Annotated in this window: 15 protein-coding genes; 1 reads left to right on the top strand and 14 read right to left on the bottom strand. The window is 59.0% G+C overall.

The genetic code is table 11. The annotated features are described in order from the left end of the window. Window positions 1–8 precede the first annotated feature (8 nt). The 4 genes from AAA069_RS07200 to alaS all read right to left on the bottom strand — a co-directional run bounded on the left by AAA069_RS07200 (window position 9) and on the right by alaS (window position 5,018). The gene (locus AAA069_RS07200; protein WP_349127961.1) at window positions 9–506 is read right to left on the bottom strand and encodes a YqeG family HAD IIIA-type phosphatase; all 498 of its coding nucleotides are present in this window, start codon (window positions 504–506) and stop codon (window positions 9–11) included. A 2-nt stretch (window positions 507–508) separates the two neighbouring features. Further along, a complete protein-coding gene (mltG, locus tag AAA069_RS07195) occupies window positions 509–1,531 on the bottom strand; it encodes an endolytic transglycosylase MltG (RefSeq protein ID WP_349127999.1) in 1,023 nt (340 codons plus the stop codon). A gap of 391 nt (window positions 1,532–1,922) precedes the next feature. Next, window positions 1,923–2,351, bottom strand: coding sequence for a Holliday junction resolvase RuvX (ruvX, locus tag AAA069_RS07190; RefSeq protein ID WP_349127960.1), 429 nt, complete (start codon window positions 2,349–2,351; stop codon window positions 1,923–1,925). A 9-nt stretch (window positions 2,352–2,360) separates the two neighbouring features. Next, on the bottom strand, window positions 2,361–5,018 hold the full coding sequence (gene alaS / locus AAA069_RS07185; RefSeq protein ID WP_349127959.1) for an alanine--tRNA ligase: 2,658 nt from the start codon (window positions 5,016–5,018) through the stop codon (window positions 2,361–2,363). Between the two features lie 194 nt (window positions 5,019–5,212). Here alaS and AAA069_RS07180 point away from each other — a divergent pair, with 194 nt between their 5' ends. After that, entirely contained in the window at window positions 5,213–5,452 is a 240-nt protein-coding gene (locus tag AAA069_RS07180; protein WP_118237448.1) for a hypothetical protein, read from the top strand. A 6-nt stretch (window positions 5,453–5,458) separates the two neighbouring features. Here AAA069_RS07180 and AAA069_RS07175 read toward each other — a convergent pair whose 3' ends face one another. From AAA069_RS07175 to lspA, 10 genes are all read right to left on the bottom strand, one after another. After that, complete coding sequence (locus AAA069_RS07175; RefSeq protein WP_349127958.1) at window positions 5,459–6,871, bottom strand: AI-2E family transporter; 1,413 nt, start codon at window positions 6,869–6,871, stop codon at window positions 5,459–5,461. After that, on the bottom strand, window positions 6,868–7,659 hold the full coding sequence (locus AAA069_RS07170; protein ID WP_118237452.1) for an RNA polymerase sigma factor SigF: 792 nt from the start codon (window positions 7,657–7,659) through the stop codon (window positions 6,868–6,870). Before AAA069_RS07170 ends, AAA069_RS07175 begins: the two co-directional genes overlap by 4 nt. A 1-nt stretch (window position 7,660) precedes the next feature. Beyond that, the gene (locus AAA069_RS07165) at window positions 7,661–8,038 is read right to left on the bottom strand and encodes an ATP-binding protein (protein ID WP_161144949.1); all 378 of its coding nucleotides are present in this window, start codon (window positions 8,036–8,038) and stop codon (window positions 7,661–7,663) included. After that, complete coding sequence (locus tag AAA069_RS07160) at window positions 8,031–8,618, bottom strand: hypothetical protein (protein ID WP_238057330.1); 588 nt, start codon at window positions 8,616–8,618, stop codon at window positions 8,031–8,033. Before AAA069_RS07160 ends, AAA069_RS07165 begins: the two co-directional genes overlap by 8 nt. Before the next feature lie 100 nt (window positions 8,619–8,718). Then, complete coding sequence (locus tag AAA069_RS07155; protein WP_225093522.1) at window positions 8,719–10,068, bottom strand: replication-associated recombination protein A; 1,350 nt, start codon at window positions 10,066–10,068, stop codon at window positions 8,719–8,721. Window positions 10,069–10,128: 60 nt separating this feature from the next. Next, complete coding sequence (locus tag AAA069_RS07150) at window positions 10,129–11,376, bottom strand: HD domain-containing protein (RefSeq protein WP_349127957.1); 1,248 nt, start codon at window positions 11,374–11,376, stop codon at window positions 10,129–10,131. Window positions 11,377–11,407: 31 nt separating this feature from the next. Continuing rightward, a complete protein-coding gene (locus AAA069_RS07145; protein WP_349127956.1) occupies window positions 11,408–11,830 on the bottom strand; it encodes a prepilin peptidase in 423 nt (140 codons plus the stop codon). An 81-nt stretch (window positions 11,831–11,911) separates the two neighbouring features. Beyond that, window positions 11,912–13,207 (bottom strand): glycosyltransferase family 2 protein, encoded by a 1,296-nt coding sequence (locus AAA069_RS07140; protein WP_225093520.1) that lies wholly within the window; start codon window positions 13,205–13,207, stop codon window positions 11,912–11,914. An 82-nt stretch (window positions 13,208–13,289) separates the two neighbouring features. Next, window positions 13,290–14,303, bottom strand: coding sequence for an RluA family pseudouridine synthase (locus AAA069_RS07135; protein ID WP_225093519.1), 1,014 nt, complete (start codon window positions 14,301–14,303; stop codon window positions 13,290–13,292). Beyond that, window positions 14,303–14,830 carry a signal peptidase II gene (gene lspA / locus AAA069_RS07130; protein ID WP_238057327.1) on the bottom strand — a complete coding sequence of 176 codons (528 nt, stop codon included), beginning with the start codon at window positions 14,828–14,830 and terminating at the stop codon, window positions 14,303–14,305. Before lspA ends, AAA069_RS07135 begins: the two co-directional genes overlap by 1 nt. Window positions 14,831–15,207: the final 377 nt, after the last annotated feature.

Raw genomic sequence — 15,207 nt, 5'->3', positions numbered from 1 at the left:
GACGAAACCTATTCCTCGCAGGGAAGGTCGCGCAGGGCCCGGCGCTCAAAGATACGGAAGATCTGCGTATACCACAGGTCCTGAGTTGCCTGCGGCTTTACCAAGATCGTGTCGACGCCGGCAAAGTTACCGCTCCACACGTCCGTGTACAGCTGGTCACCGATCAGCACAGCCTCATCGGCCGTGGCGCCCAAGCGCTTAAGACCGGCCTTGAGAGCAAACGGTGCAGGCTTCATGGCATGGCTGATGGCCTCGAGCCCCAGCTCGCGTGCTGAGCTCATGACCTGGTCGCGATGCCAGTTGTTCGACACCATGCACAGCTTAAAGCCCTTGGCATGGGCGGCGTCGAGCCAGGCCGAGACGGCAGCGGGGACCTGCTCGGTATCACGCGGCACCAGGGTGTTATCGCGGTCGAGCAAAATGGCGCGCTTGCCGTCGGCCCACAGGGTATCAAGGTCGATGCGGTCGACCGAGGCAACATATCGTTTGGGGCTGAAAATCCTCATGTTTAATTCCAAGACTGTTGGTGCTCTTCGTAGGTCTGAGAGAAATACTCCTCGTCCTGCGTAATGTAGAAATACAGGTCATCGGAGTCGGTGGGCTCAAGGGTTGCCTTGAGCGCCTCGAGTGACGGAGAGCAGATGGGCGTGGGCGGCAGGCCCTCGTGCTTATAGGTGTTATACGGGCTATCGCTCTGCAGGTCGTCGGCGGTAACCTCGCCGCCGGTGACATACATCATGGTCGCATCGCTATTGAGGTAGCGTAGACCGTCGAGCTTGCCGGCAAGACGGTTGTAAAACACCGAGGCCACATGCGCGCGCTGCTCGGCGTTGAGGCCTTCACGCTCAACGATGGAAGCGAGATTGATGATGTCGTAATCAGACATCTCCACGCCGTAGCGCTCCTTGATTTTGGCCTCGCAACCGGCAAAATCGAGCGACTTGTACTCGGTGTTGAATTGATCGAGCATGGCGCGGATGACGTCATCGGCACTCGGGTCCTTGCCCAGCGAATAGGTCTTGGGGAATAGGAAGCCCTCGAGCGAATCGTTGGCAGCGCCTTTCAGGAACGGATAGTCGTTTACATAATTGCTAGCCTTGGCCTGATTGAGGAAGTCCTCTTTGGAGATGCTGTCGTACGCCTGGGCCACGCGGTCGGCAACCTGGTCGACCGTCAGGCCCTCTGGGATTGTCAGTGCATCGGAGCCGGCATTGGGCCCCTCCATGAGCTGCTGAACGACCTTGGTCGCATCCATCAGCGTCGTGAACGAGTACGTGCCAGGCTTAAGCGACATGTCCGCGTTAAGCTTTTTAACCGCCGCGTAGTAATCCTTGGGATTCTCGACAATATGGTTCTCGGAGAGAATCGAGGCGATCGTGTCGCCCGAGGCGCCCTCGGGAATCGTAACGGTAACCTGCTGGCCAGCGGTGACTTTCGCATCCTCACCGGCAAAAAAGCCCTTGACGGCCGGTACGGCGAAGAAGGCGATGGCAGCAAGAACGATCGCCGCAACCACAGCACCGATAATCATAGGCACCGGCGAGCTTTTCTTTTGGGCACCACGGCGAGCGCGCGTGTTATAGCTCGAGCGCGTGGCCGGAGCAACGCCGTGCGAGCCATGAGCATGATGTGCGTGGGAGCGTGATTGCGGTGCCTGTCCCTCCGTGCGCTGGGCAGGAGCCTGCTGCTTAAAGCGGGAACCGCCCGCGGGCTGGGCTGTATGGGCAGCAGACTGCTGAGCAGGACGACGAACAGGCTGCTGGCCTGGACGCTGAGTAGGCTGAGTGGGGCGAGAAGAGGGCTGCGCCGAACGTGCGGCGGGTTGGGCCGCGCGCTGAGTCGGTTGCATCGGACGCTGACCGGACGATACAGGGCGTGGCGCAGGCTGTCGTGTACGATTCGGCTGGCGCGGATCGAAAGCGCTAGACATGCGAAACCTCCTCGTTTTTGCGATCGAGCCACGTCTGCAAGAACAGGCTGGCGGCGATCATGTCGATCTTGCCCCTCATCTGCTTTTCGTTGAGTCCCTGCTCGCGCAGGATACGCTTGGCCTCTTGCGAGGACAGGCGCTCGTCCTCAAACTCCAGCGGAAGATCGAGCTCGTCGGCGATCTTTTGCGCTACGGCGGCAACGCGCTCGGCCTGGGGGCCAGGCTCGCCGGCCATGGTCAGGGGACGCCCGCTTACCAGGATGTCGGGCTCATAGTCCTCGACCAGGTAACGGAACGTCTTGGCCATACCAATGACCTCGGCGGCCGGGAGCACCTTGACGGGCATCGCCATCTTGCCATCACGGCTCGAGACGGCGATGCCGATCCTGGTCTCCCCTATGTCCAGCGCGAGCGCGACCACAGCGACAACTTAGGCGCCGAGCGCGGTCTTGGCTGCCGCGAGGGCATCGGCGATACCGGCGGCGTTCTTGCCACCGGCCTGGGCCATGTTGGGACGGCCGCCACCGCGACCGTCGACCAGGCCCGCAATCTGCTTAATCACGTTACCGGCGTGGAAACCGGCCTTCACGGCGTCATCGGAGCCGGCGGCGAGCAGGGCCGGGGTGCCCTTCTCGGTCACGCTGGCAACGACGCAGGCGACAGGGCCGGCGACCTTCTGGTGCACGGTATCCCAGACGTTGCGCAGGTCAGCAGCCTCAAGGCCCTGGAGCTCAGCGACGACGAGCTTATAGCCGTCGAGCTCGACGGCACCCTCGATGGCGCTGGAGATAGCGTCGGAGGAGCCACCGGTCAGCGCCTTCTTGAGCTTGTTAGACGTCTCGCGAAGCTCGGCCTGCAGGTTCTCCACACGAGCGGGAACCTCGTCAACGCGGCACTTGAGCGCAGCGGCAGCGGCGTCAACGAGTGCCAGGCGGTCGGCCATGTAGTCGAGGGCGCCCTTAGAGGTAACGGCCTCGATACGGCGGACGTTCGAGCCCGTGGAGGACTCGGAAATGATCTTGAACAGGCCGATCTCGGCGGTGTTGGCAGCATGCGTACCACCGCAGAGCTCGCGAGAGAACGGCTGGTCCTCGGCACCCACGGAGACGACGCGGACGACGTCGCCGTACTTCTCGCCAAACAGGGCGACAGCACCGGCGGCCTTGGCCTCGTCGATGCCCATAACGCGGGTCACGACCGGCTTGGAAGCGAAAATCTGCTGGTTGACCAGATCCTCGACAGCCTTGAGCTGCACGGAGGACAGAGCCTCGAAGTGCGTGAAGTCAAAGCGCAGGTGCTCGGGCGTCACCAGCGAACCGGCCTGGGAAACGTGCTCGCCCAGGACCTGCTTAAGGGCAGCGTCGAGCAGGTGCGTGGCGGTGTGGTTGCGGCGCAGGAAACCACGGCGCTCGGCGTCAAGCGCGGCGGTCACGGTAGCACCGACGGTCAGCGTGCCCTCGGCGACGTGCGCGACGTGGGCATACAGGCCGTTGTGGTTCTTGGTATCGGAAACGGTCAGCGAAACGCCCTCGGCGGAAAGCTCGCCGGCATCGCCCTGCTGGCCGCCCATCTCGGCATAGAACGGGGTGCGGTCGAGCACGACCTCAACATCCTCGCCCGCGGCAGCGGACTCGACGGACACGCCGTTGCGCACGATGGCGACAACCTTGGCGCCCTCGATCACATCGTTGTCATAGCCGTCGAACTCGGTCGCAGCGACCTTGTCCGAAAGCTCGACCCACACGTCGTTGAAGCTACCCCAGGCGTCGCCCTTGGCATTGGCGCGAGCACGGGCCTTCTGGTCCTCCATGCAGACGGTGAAGCCGTCCATATCGACGTCATGGCCAGCGGTGCCGGCAATCTCGATGGTCAGGTCGATGGGGAAACCAAAGGTATCGTGCAGCTTAAAGGCGACATCGCCCGGAAGTACGGCGCCCTCGGCAAGCGCTGCCAGGGCCTCGTCCAGGTAGACGCGGCCGTTGTCCAGCGTCGTGGAGAAGCGCTCCTCCTCAGAGGCGACGATGCCCTTGACGAGCGCAACGTTCTTGAGCAGCTCGGGGTAGGCCTCGCCCATCTGAGCGTTGACCTCGTCGATGAACTTGGTCAGGAAGGCGCCCTCGATGCCCAGCAGGCGACCGTGGAACACAGCACGGCGGAGCAGGCGGCGAAGGACGTACTCGCGACCCTCGTTACCGGGGAGGATGCCGTCAGAGATCATGAAGTCAACGGCACGGGAGTGGTCGGCGATGATGCGCAGGGAGCGGCTGGCACCGGAGTAATCGTCGGCGTCATAGGTCTTGCCGCTGATCTCCTCGCCCAACTTGATGAGGTGCTGCATCAAATCGCCGTCGTAGTTGGCGGTCTTGTGCTGCATGATGGCGGCCATGCGCTCCAGGCCCATGCCCGTATCGAGGTTGCGGTGCGGCAGCTCAGGCATGGAGCCGTCCTCCTGGCGGTCGTACTGAGTAAACACGAGGTTCCAGAACTCAAGGAAGCGGTCGCAGTCGCAGCCGGGCTTGCAGTCGGGGCTGCCGCAACCGACCTCCTCGCCCATGTCAAAGTAGATCTCGGAGCACGGACCGCAGGGGCCGGTGGGGCCGGCGGCCCAGAAGTTGTCGTCCTCGCCCAGGCGGGAGATGTGGTCCTCGGCAACGCCCAGAGAACGCCACACGTCGTGGGTCTCGTCGTCCTCGGTAAAGACGGTAAAGTACAGGCGATCGAGCGGCAGCTTGAACTCCTTGGTGATGAGCTCGAAGGCCCAAGCGCAAGCCTGCTGCTTGGAGACGCCGCCAAAGGAGAAGTCACCGAGCATCTCGAAGAACGACAGGTGACGGCCGTCCTCGCCGATACAGTCGATGTCGTTGGTGCGGACGCACTTCTGGCAGGAGATCGCGCCGATCTCCTTCATGGTCTTCTTGCCCTGGTAGTACTCCTTAAACTGGTTCATGCCGGCGTTGGCAAGCAGCAGCGAGGGGTCGTCGGGAACAAGGGACGAAGAAGGATAGAGCTTAAGACCGCGCTCCTCAAAGAAGTTGAGGAACTTGGAGCGGATCTCGGCCGTAGTCATTGACGGGTAGTCAGCACTCATAGAGGGAATCTCCTCGGTTTCACATCGAAACAGTTCAAACGTAACGATATTACCATCCCGCCGCGCAAGTGCAAAAAAGAGGGCCGACATAAAGCCGACCCTACAGCGAAAGTGCACGTTATTTAGGAGTATGCGATGCTTTGAAAAAGGCTACTGTAGAATTACATATAAGATTCACCCGGAAGGAGCGATCGATGAAAAGCAAACGATTTGTCCTGAATGCACTTCTGGTTGTAGCACTTTTAGCGCTTTTGGCTTTCTCCTGCTGGTACGCAAACCAACCAGCATTTGGCTACGTATTGTATGCAGTAATGTCCGGCGATAAAGCTTATTACACTCTACGCGCAATTGACGTTCTCTTTTTCTATGTAGCCGGCCCCTTATCAATCGCTTTGCTCGCGTTTCTTGTCATTTACAACTTCAAGAAACGCTAGCAGTGCCTATTTGGAATCCGAATCGTCCATGGAGCCGTCGATGCCGGTTTTGGTATCGTCGTCCGAGTTGGAGTCATCGTCCTTGGCGAAGGGATTCTTGAAAAAGCTCGTCGCATCGGGCTGCAGGCCCGAGAGCTTGATCCAGGGATTCTCGAGCTCGGGCTTGGGCATCGCCTGGGCCTCGGGCGCGGTTTCATTGCCGATGAGCTCGGACTCGTAAATGAACGTATCGTCTCCAAGCGCGTCATAGGCGGCGACCGGGTTGCCCTCGGCATCGCGATACGGCGTGCCCTTAAACACAGCGCCGTCGTATGCCACGATCTGACGGCCGGTCTCGTTCTCAAAGTAGTAGACGAAAATGCCCTTGAGGGCCGCGCATAGCGGAATGGCGATGACCATGCCGATGGGACCCATGAGTGCCGAACCAATAACGAGGGCCGTCAGGCTCATGATGGGATGCACCTGCACCGAACTCTGCATGACCTTGGGGGAAATGACGTTATCGGTGACGTTTTGAGCCACCACGGTCACAACGAGCGTCCACAACGCCAGCATGGGGCTGAACATAAAGCCGAGCACCGTGGCGATCGCCGCGCTTACCCAGGGACCGACAACCGGGACCAAGTGCATGATGCCGGTAAAGATGGCCATGAGAGCCGCGTAGGGATGGCCAATGAGCGTAAAGCCGATAAAGGCGAGGATGCCACCGCAGATGGACGTCACGACCATGCCGCGCATATAACCGCCGACCGAGCGCGAAAGAATCGCGACCATAAAGCGGTACGAGGTCTCTTTTTCCTGTCCGATGATGGTACAGACCTCGTGGTGCATACGGGGATAATCGCAGGCAAGCCAGTAGGCAAGCACCAAACCCAGGAAGATTACGAACAGCTGCGAGGCCGTGTTGGTGATCAGCGGGAACACGCCGCGACCGAGCTCGGCGGCGATTTGCGATACGTACTTGGACGCCACAGTAACCAGCGAGGACAGATTATCGTCCAAGTACTCCTTGAGCGGCGTGTTGTTGAGCGTCTTAGCGTGCGAAATCATCTCGTTGAGATCACCGCCCGCAACGCGAAGCTGCTCAGGCAGACGGCTCAGGACTTCCATAATCTGACCGAGCAAAATAGGCGACAGGATGCAGACGACGCCGACGAGCACTGCCACAACCACGATCAGCGCGATGAGCGAACCGATGCCACGGTTGACGCCGTGATGCTCGAGCCAGTTAGTGATCGGCGACATCACAAAAGCGATGATGGAACCGACAGCGAGAAACTCGATAACCGGCGCCAGGATACCCATAAGGTTAAAGATGACGGCGGCGATGACAATGCAGCCGACGACAGCCCAAATGCGAAGCGTCAGAATACGGCTATCGCGCAGCGTGCGGTCGGTTTGTTGGGGGTGCTCACTCATGAACGAACCATCACTCCGTCGGGGTCGATCTTGTCCTGAATCTTCTTAAGGGTACGGCGCAGCAGGCGCGAAACCTGCACCTGCGAGATACCCAACTTCTTAGCGATCTCGATCTGGGTCATGCCCTTCACAAAGCGCAGCTCGATAACCTCACGCTCACGCGGCGAGAAATCGCGGATGGCTTCCTCGATCACCAGGCGGTCATCGGTAAAATCGAGCTCGTTGTCGTCATCGGCATAGCGGTCGAGAATCGAGGGGGCATCATCGGAATCGGACGCGCCAGGAGCCTCGATGGGCACCGAGGTATAGGCCGAAGACGATTCCATGGCCTCCAGCACCTCGTCGACGGTCACACCCAGGTACTCAGCGATTTCTTCAACCTTAGGCGAGCGCTGCAGCTCGTTAGTGAGCTTGTCGGTAGCTTGGTTAACCTTGGCAGAAAGCTCCTGCAAACGGCGCGGCACGCGCACGCTCCAGCCCTTATCACGGAAGTGACGCTTAATCTCGCCCAGGATGGTAGGCGTGGCAAACGTGGTGAACTCGAGTCCGCGCTCAGGGTCAAAGCGGTCGATAGCCTTGAGCAGGCCCAAATAACCAACCTGCATCAGGTCATCGAGCGGCTCGCCGCGGTTCTTAAACTTGTTGGCAAGAAACCTTACCAGGTTCATGTGGGACATGACGAGCTGCTCGCGTGCGTCCGGGTCACCGGTCTCTTTATAGCGACGAAACAGCTCGCGGGTTTTCTCCTTGTCCCAAGCGGTCTTACCGCTCCGGGAACGTTCGGTCATATTAGATATCCGCCTTGAGGTCGAGGGAAAGCGTCAGGGGCGCCGTAGTCTTTTCGTAGGAGTCGCACACGCTCGCGAGGATGAGCTCGGCATACACCGCAGCCTGGTCGTCTTCATCGACCGTAGCCTGGTCCCCAAAGGTAATAGTCATGCCAACGTGGGTCTCATCGACATCGAATTTGATGGTGATGTCATCGCAGTCGACCGCGGTGCAACCAAAGATGAAAGCCTCCTCAGCAGCCATGCGGATGTCCTCGATGCGATCGACAGACATAGAGCACAGGGCACCAACGTTGGCTGCCGTCATGCGCACAAGGCGAGCGAGACGCGGGTCACCGGCAACGGTCAGCGTGATAGGGCAGTTTGCTTCGCTACTCATCGCAGGACTCCTCAGAGGTCTCGGCGGGCGTATAGGTGTAATACTGAGCCGGCTTGGATACAGACTTCTGACCATCATCGTCGCCCGCGGCGGCCTCGTCCTCGCCAATTAGGACGCGCTCGGTAGGCTGCTCGGCCTCCGCAGCGGCAGCGGCGAGCTTGCGATCGGCGTCGGCTGCAGGAGCCTTCACCTTATTGAAGAGCTTCTGCACAGCACCGGCGGCAGAGTCGGTCACGCTCGACACAGCATTGCTGGCCTCGGCCATGCTGCCCGTAACCTCGGAAATGTCGCGAACCACGGCTTCGACCTCTACGAGATTGGAGGTAAGGGCATCAACTGCCGTCTTGCTCGACTTAAGCAGCGGCTCCATCTGGGCAAGCGTCGGCGTAAGCTCATCGACAGCGCCATCGAGCTTTGCCACCACAGGCTGAGCCTCGGCGATGGTGTTGTTGAGGTCGTTCACGGTCTTATCGAGCGAGTCGACAACATTGCGGGTCTTGCGCAGGGTAAGCGCGAGCTCAGCGATGGCCCACACGCCGGCAACGGCGAGCAGCAGCAGGGCGATTTGAATGGGACTCATACAAGCCTCCCGGAAGAATCGAAATACAGACGCTTTTCATGGTACCCCAAAGGGGACCGAACATGCCAAGAGCAGCAACGTGGGACAAAATTATCAGCAGCTACTTCGGTGCATTCCCGCTGCGGTCGCGTTCGCTTTGCTCTACGCGCCATTCTTCCCAACCGCGGCCGGCAGGCTGCCAGAACACGCCGCGCTCCAGTCCCTCGGGCAAATAGCGCTGATCGACCCAGCCTTCGGGATAATCATGTGGATACTTATACACACCGTATTCATCGCTGCCCGGGCGATGGCGATCGCGCAGATAACTCGGCACCTCGCGAAGCCCACTAGAATGGATATCGGCCAGCGCCGCATCGATCGAAGCCTCACACGCGTTGGATTTTGGCGCCAAGCACACATAGAGTGCAGCCTGAGCCAGGTTAATGCGGCACTCGGGATAGCCAATGACCTCGGCAGACTTAAACGCGGCATGCGCCACCAAAAGCGCCTGCGGGTCGGCGTTGCCAACATCCTCAGAAGCGTGAATCATAATGCGGCGAGCGATAAACTTAGGATCCTCCCCAGCATCGATCATGCGCGCGAGCCAATAGATCGTGGCATCGGGGTCACTACCGCGCATGGACTTGATGAACGCACTGATGATGTCGTAGTGCATGTCGCCGTTTTTGTCATACGTAAAGCCGCGACGCGGGTTGGCAATCTTCACGTCATCCACGGTGATGGGATAGCGCTCCCCCGCCGCAGGCGCTGGCGTTCCCTCGGTATCGGGACGCGTGACGGCAATCTCGCTCGCAAGCTCGAGCGTCGTGAGCGCCGAGCGAGCGTCACCCGCTGCCAGCGTGCAAATGGTCTTGACCGTATCCTCATCGGCCGAGAACTTTCCGTTCAAGCCCTGTGGTGCCTCGAGCGCACGCTCAATAAGCGTGGCGATAGCCTCATCCTTCAGATGTTCAAGCTCCACCACGCGCCCGCGCGACAACAGTGCCGAGTTGACCTCAAAGTACGGGTTCTCTGTCGTAGCGCCAATCATAATGACGGTACGGTTCTCAACTGCATGCAGCAGGGCATCCTGCTGCGACTTAGAGAAGCGGTGAATCTCATCGATGAATAGAATGGTGCGGCGGTCGTAGGTATTCAGGCGCGTCTTGGCCTCGTCAATCACGCGACGCAGGTCCTTCACAGTACCCGTGACGGCGCTGACCTCGACAAACTCGCTCTTGGTATGGTTGGCGATAATGTGGGCCAGCGTCGTCTTACCCGTACCGGCCGGCCCGTACAGAATCACGCTCGAAAGCACGTCGTGCTCGATCGCGGCACGCAACCATGAGCCCTTACCGACGGCCTTTTGCTGGCCCACATACTCGTCGAGCGAATTGGGGCGCATGCGCACCGCAAGCGGCGCATTTTTAAAGGAACGCTCGCGCGTCGAGGCAGAAAAAAGGTCGTCCATAGCCATCCCGTGCATCCATCAAAATCGTTGTTCCTCAACAGTATACCGAAAATATACGAACTACCGTTCGTTAATATAGGTACGATGCGGAAACTTCAGCCCCGGGAACAGCTTGCTCGTCAGCTCACAGAAATAGCCGTCCGTCATGCTCGAAATGTAATCCACTACGGTCTGATCTTTATCATCCTGCCATGCATAGGTGCGATTGTAGTAGGAAAGCTGCCGCTCAATGCGCGAAATGTGATGCTTAAAGATATACGAAGACTCGTCGCCTTCGTTTATATCCTGCAGGCAACGGTCATAGAGCTTTTCGAACGCCTCGCGCAGCTCCGTTTCGGAGTCGCCCTCGATGCCGCCCTTGCTATAGATCTTCTCGTAGTTCTCGCGCTTAGCGCGGCGGATTTCCTCGAACAGGTCCTCGCTCATCTCGATGCGCGGCTTGCCATAGCTGTGCTCGACGATATCGATAGAGGCATGCGTGAGAATCCAGCTGTTGTATGCTCCGCCAAGCCCATCGTCAAAAGCGTCGGGTGACAGCAGGCCCGCCGCAATGGCGTCTTGGCGATCACGCCCCGCATAGGCAAGAATATCCGAGATGCGAACGACACAGCCCTCAAGCGTCATGGGGCGCAAGTGCTCAATTGCGCGATAGCCTGTGGCAATGCAATCCTCGACGGTTCGATCGAACTGGTCAAAGGAACCCATGTCCGAGAGCTCGAACACACGCTGCTCGTACTCGCCGTTGTGGCAGAGCACGCCATCGAGCGTCTGAAGCGACACGTTGCGACCGTACAGCGCATCGAGCACGCGGACCGACTGCACGTTATGGAAAAAATAACGACCCGTGCGCTCGTGATAGATATCGTTGAGGAATCGCTCGCCGGCATGGCCGAAAGGCGTGTGCCCCAAGTCGTGACCCAGACCGATCGCTTCAATCAGATCGCAGTTGAGCCCGAGGGCGCGACCGATATCGCGCGCAATGCGCGAGACGAGCTGCACGTGTAGACCACGACGCGACAAGTCGTCGTTGCTTCGAAAGCTAAAAACCTGCGTTTTGCCTGCATAACGGGTGTACGCCGGTAGATGGAGGATTTTTTCGGTATCGCGCATAAACGCCGGACGCATAAGCGTGCCTTTGTCCGCATCGCGATCGACACGACGAATGACCTGGTCGTCGTTGCAACGATACGGATTGACAGTGCCCGAAGCACGATTGGCGGCAATGCGCTCGACGAGCTCGGGCGACAACGCCGAAGGAATACGGTCCATACGCGCCTTGATGGCGGCCGTTTCTTGATTAGTTGCCATGGCATGCTCCTTAAGAACGATGCGCAATCGGTTACAGAGTGCAGCCCACGACCTCGATTATGGCAAAAATCAGCACTAAAAACGGGAGCAATGGCAGGGAGCGCGATTTTGTGAAGAGGCAGGAGAGGGCCAGGGCCAGGAGTGCGACGGCAAATGCCACGATGCCACCCATAGGGTCGAGCGTGCAAAGCGCGAAGAGTGCTTTGGCGTCCCCCATGCCAATCCCCGGGGCTTGACGAAGGCGCCGCCAGAGCGACTCAGTAAGCATAAGGGCAAGGTAGACGATGACCGCAAGACCGGCATGATCAAGTGCAGTGTTAACGCCCCTGTCGAGCCAAACGCCTGCTAACGCCGCCACGGCACATGCGCCGGCAAGCTCATTGGGAAACCGCCGCTCACGGGCATCAATCCACGCGCCGGCAAAGATGCAAATCCAAAACGGGATATAGATCATCGAAAACCTCCTTGAGCAGCTGCTCAAAAGCAAAAACCACCACAAAGGTGCCTGTCCCCTTTGCGATGGTTTTGGTGGTGGTTATTTGGCGCCTTGCATGACCTCGTCAAGGGTAACGCTGACGGCGTGCTGCGTCGGGACCCAGTCGACCTTCAGGAACAGCGCGGCCACCGTGATGGGGATATAGCTGAACATAAAGATCGGGAAGGTAAACAGGTTAGTCACCAGACGCCACTTTTGCGGGCAGTGAATGTGCTTGTACTCAAAGATAGTCGTGAGCAGCGCCAGGATAAAGAAAGTCAGATACATCATGGCGAAGGTCATAATGAGCGAAGCGGCACAGGCCTGCATCTCGACTTCGGTAGCCAAAAAGCCGTGCGAGAGTCCACCCACGATCAGGAACGTCGCATTGGCGAGCATCAAGATGAGCGACAGCAGCATACCCGGGGCGATCGTCATGAACATGTCGTAGGCGGCAAAGCGATGGTAGCGGAAGGTCGACTTGACCAGGTGCTTACCGTAAGTAAAGAACACCTGGTAGAAGCCCTTGGTCCAACGCATGCGCTGTTTCCAGGACGCCTTAAACGTCACGGGTTGTTCGTCAAAGAACTCCGCCGGCGCATAGCCAATGCGAATGCCGTGAATGGCGCAGAACGTGGTGAACTGAATGTCCTCGGTCAGCGTGTGGAACTGCCAACCGTGCATGCCCTCGATAACGCTGGCGGAGATGAGGTAGCCCGAACCCGAGACAGCGCAAGAAGTCTTGCAGATATTGCGCGCGTTGTTGAGAAAGCGCGCCTCACGCAGGTACCAAGTGGCATTAGCTGCCGAGATCCACGAGCTGCCGAAGTTCTTGGAGTTACGATAGCTCGTGACCACGTGGAATCCCTGGTCAAAGGCATCGTTCATCTTGGACACGTAATCGCGGGAGATGACGTTATCGGCATCGAAGATAAAGTAGCCCTCAAACGTGTCGGGATACTCGTTAAGGATGCGATCAAAACCAAAGTCCATGACCCAGCTCTTACCCTTGCGGGCCAGGTCGTTGCGCTCATAAACGATGGCGCCCGCCTCGCGCGCGAGCTGCGCCGTGTTGTCGGTGCAGGCATCGGCGACCACGAAGACCTCGATAAGCTCGGACGGATAATCCTGATCCTTGATGGAGCGAACGAGGTTGGCGATCACGGCCTCCTCGTTATGCGCCGCGATAAAGAAGGCATAGCGGTGAAGTTTTTTGGCCTTGGGAGGCGCGACCTCGCCACGAAGAGCGCCAATGACAAAGAAGACCACCTGGTACAGAAAGCAGACCGTGAGCAGCGTAACCACAATCTGGTTAAAGATCACGATGGGCGTGTTAGTTTGTAAAAAGGCGAGCATGCAGGCTCCCGAGAACGCGTTACGTAAACAACCGTATATCATACCGCAGGCTTACCGAGTTCAAGAAACCACCTAATACCGGCTAGGCTTCGAGAAGGCCAAGCTGCGGGACGATGTCGTCGCCGGCGGCGGTGCGGCCAAGCGAGCGCGGGGCCAGGTCGTCAAGAACCGCAGCAAGATCCCAAGGCAGCTCGTCGCGGCATTCGATGCGCTCACCCGTCACGGGATGGTCGAATGCGACGCGCCAGGAATGAAGGAATTGCCTGGTCAGACCCTGATCGGCACGCGCATCGCACTTACCGTAGAGCGGATCGCCCACGCAGGCGTGGTTGATATGGCGCATATGCACGCGAATCTGATGTGTGCGGCCCGTAAACAGGTGGCACTCGACGAGCGTATAGCCGTCGTCGAAACGCGTGGAATCGAAGCGCTCGAGGACTTTAAAGGTCGTAATGGCCTGACGGGCAAAGGGGTCGTCCGAAACCGCCATCTTGACGCGGTCGCGCGTAGAACGGGCGATACCGGTATTGATGGTGCCCTCGTCCATGGCGATGTGCCCGTGAACGAGCGTGATATAGCGACGATCGAGCGTGCGCGTGCGAATGAGATTTTGAAGCGCGCGCTGCGTGTCGTCGTCCTTTGCCGCAAGCATGAGACCCGAGGTATCGCGATCCAAACGATGCACGATCCCGGGGCGGTCCTCACCCTGTACGGTACCAAGATGGTCGATGCCGCAGTGGTAGACCAGAGCGTTCGCAAGGGTGCCGCTCTCGTGGCCATGGGCGGGATGGCACACCAGGCCCCGCTGCTTGGAGAGCACGATAAGGTAGTCGTCCTCGTAGCGGATATCGAGGGGAATGGCCTCGGGAATCACGTCGGTCGGGTCGTGCGGCTCGGGCAAGTCGACCGAGATGCGATCGCCGGCGCGTACGGCGCACTTTTTAGAGAGACAAGTCTCACCGTTGACGGCAACGGCGCCTCCCTCGATCAGATGCGCGCAGGCAGAGCGCGTGGGACAGCCATCGTTGGCGCCCAAATAGGCGTCAAGACGCTGACCAGCGGAATCGTCGGCAACAAGAATATGGATGTCGGCCATTAACGCTCATTCCTTTCGCGAATCTTGCGGGCACGCTCCCCACGCTGCTTGGCCTTGCGCTTAGCGCGGGCCTCATCACGGGCATTGAGCTCGGCAGTCGCATCAACCTCGCGGGCCGCGGGGCTCAAGAACATGTATCCGAAGAGGGCGAGCACGACGCCCAAGGTAATGCCGATATCGGCCACATTGAAGACGGGGAAGTCGATGAAGGTGGTGGCAATAAAATCGGTCACGAAGCCAAAGGCCAAACGATCGATAGCATTGCCGATAGCACCGCCCGCAACCATCGCCATGCCCACAACCTCAAGATGGGCGAGCTGGGGTGCACGAATGAGGTACGCGGCAATAGCGACAATGACCGCCAGCGCCAGCACGGCAAACGCGATGCCATGCCCCTCGCCCATGCTAAAGGCAGCGCCGATATTGCGGACAAACAGGAAGTCGATCACGCCGGGGATAACAGTCACATGCAAAGCGTCGCCCACGGCACGAACCGCAAGCTTGGTCAACTGGTCAACAAGCAGCACAACGAGCGCCACCCCACCAGCAACACCCAACCGCCAACGCAAAGGCGGCGTCATATCCCCAGCACGACCCAAATCAATCCCCTACCCTCAAGAACATCGAATTACGTTTAATACAAAGAACTATCTTATATTGCCATACGCAGAACGCACGACATATCCACCAACGCAAGCGAAATAACCAGCTAAAAACGAAAGCGACATTCCGAATAACGGAATGTCGCTTAATAGCTTTCGACTAAAAACGCAAGTCGAAAGAAAGCCTCTAGCTCCAGCAATGGAAATGCCGCGTTATCGTCACCTACAGACACTATGACCCAATCCGAGGGCACTAAAAAGATAGGAGCCCCCGCTCGTGGCCGCGGGTCGGGGCTGCGACA

It is taken from the genome of Collinsella sp. CLA-SR-H006, assembly GCF_040097075.1.
Lineage (GTDB): Bacteria > Actinomycetota > Coriobacteriia > Coriobacteriales > Coriobacteriaceae > Collinsella.
The sequence above is the reverse complement of the archived record's forward strand: the minus strand, read 5'-3'. Positions and strand labels throughout refer to the sequence as shown.

Bases quoted from the DNA above. Each gene is read 5' to 3' on its own strand.
- AAA069_RS07180 (WP_118237448.1), top strand. From the start codon at position 5,213: ATGAAAAGCAAACGATTTGTCCTGAATGCACTTCTGGTTGTAGCACTT.
- AAA069_RS07145 (WP_349127956.1), bottom strand. From the start codon at position 11,830: ATGATCTATATCCCGTTTTGGATTTGCATCTTTGCCGGCGCGTGGATT.
- AAA069_RS07150 (WP_349127957.1), bottom strand. From the start codon at position 11,376: ATGGCAACTAATCAAGAAACGGCCGCCATCAAGGCGCGTATGGACCGT.
- AAA069_RS07170 (WP_118237452.1), bottom strand. From the start codon at position 7,659: ATGACCGAACGTTCCCGGAGCGGTAAGACCGCTTGGGACAAGGAGAAA.
- alaS (WP_349127959.1), bottom strand. From the start codon at position 5,018: ATGAGTGCTGACTACCCGTCAATGACTACGGCCGAGATCCGCTCCAAG.
- AAA069_RS07140 (WP_225093520.1), bottom strand. From the start codon at position 13,207: ATGCTCGCCTTTTTACAAACTAACACGCCCATCGTGATCTTTAACCAG.
- AAA069_RS07200 (WP_349127961.1), bottom strand. From the start codon at position 506: ATGAGGATTTTCAGCCCCAAACGATATGTTGCCTCGGTCGACCGCATC.
- AAA069_RS07155 (WP_225093522.1), bottom strand. From the start codon at position 10,068: ATGGACGACCTTTTTTCTGCCTCGACGCGCGAGCGTTCCTTTAAAAAT.
- AAA069_RS07135 (WP_225093519.1), bottom strand. From the start codon at position 14,303: ATGGCCGACATCCATATTCTTGTTGCCGACGATTCCGCTGGTCAGCGT.
- AAA069_RS07160 (WP_238057330.1), bottom strand. From the start codon at position 8,618: ATGAGTCCCATTCAAATCGCCCTGCTGCTGCTCGCCGTTGCCGGCGTG.
- mltG (WP_349127999.1), bottom strand. From the start codon at position 1,531: ATGATTATCGGTGCTGTGGTTGCGGCGATCGTTCTTGCTGCCATCGCC.
- AAA069_RS07165 (WP_161144949.1), bottom strand. From the start codon at position 8,038: ATGAGTAGCGAAGCAAACTGCCCTATCACGCTGACCGTTGCCGGTGAC.
- AAA069_RS07175 (WP_349127958.1), bottom strand. From the start codon at position 6,871: ATGAGTGAGCACCCCCAACAAACCGACCGCACGCTGCGCGATAGCCGT.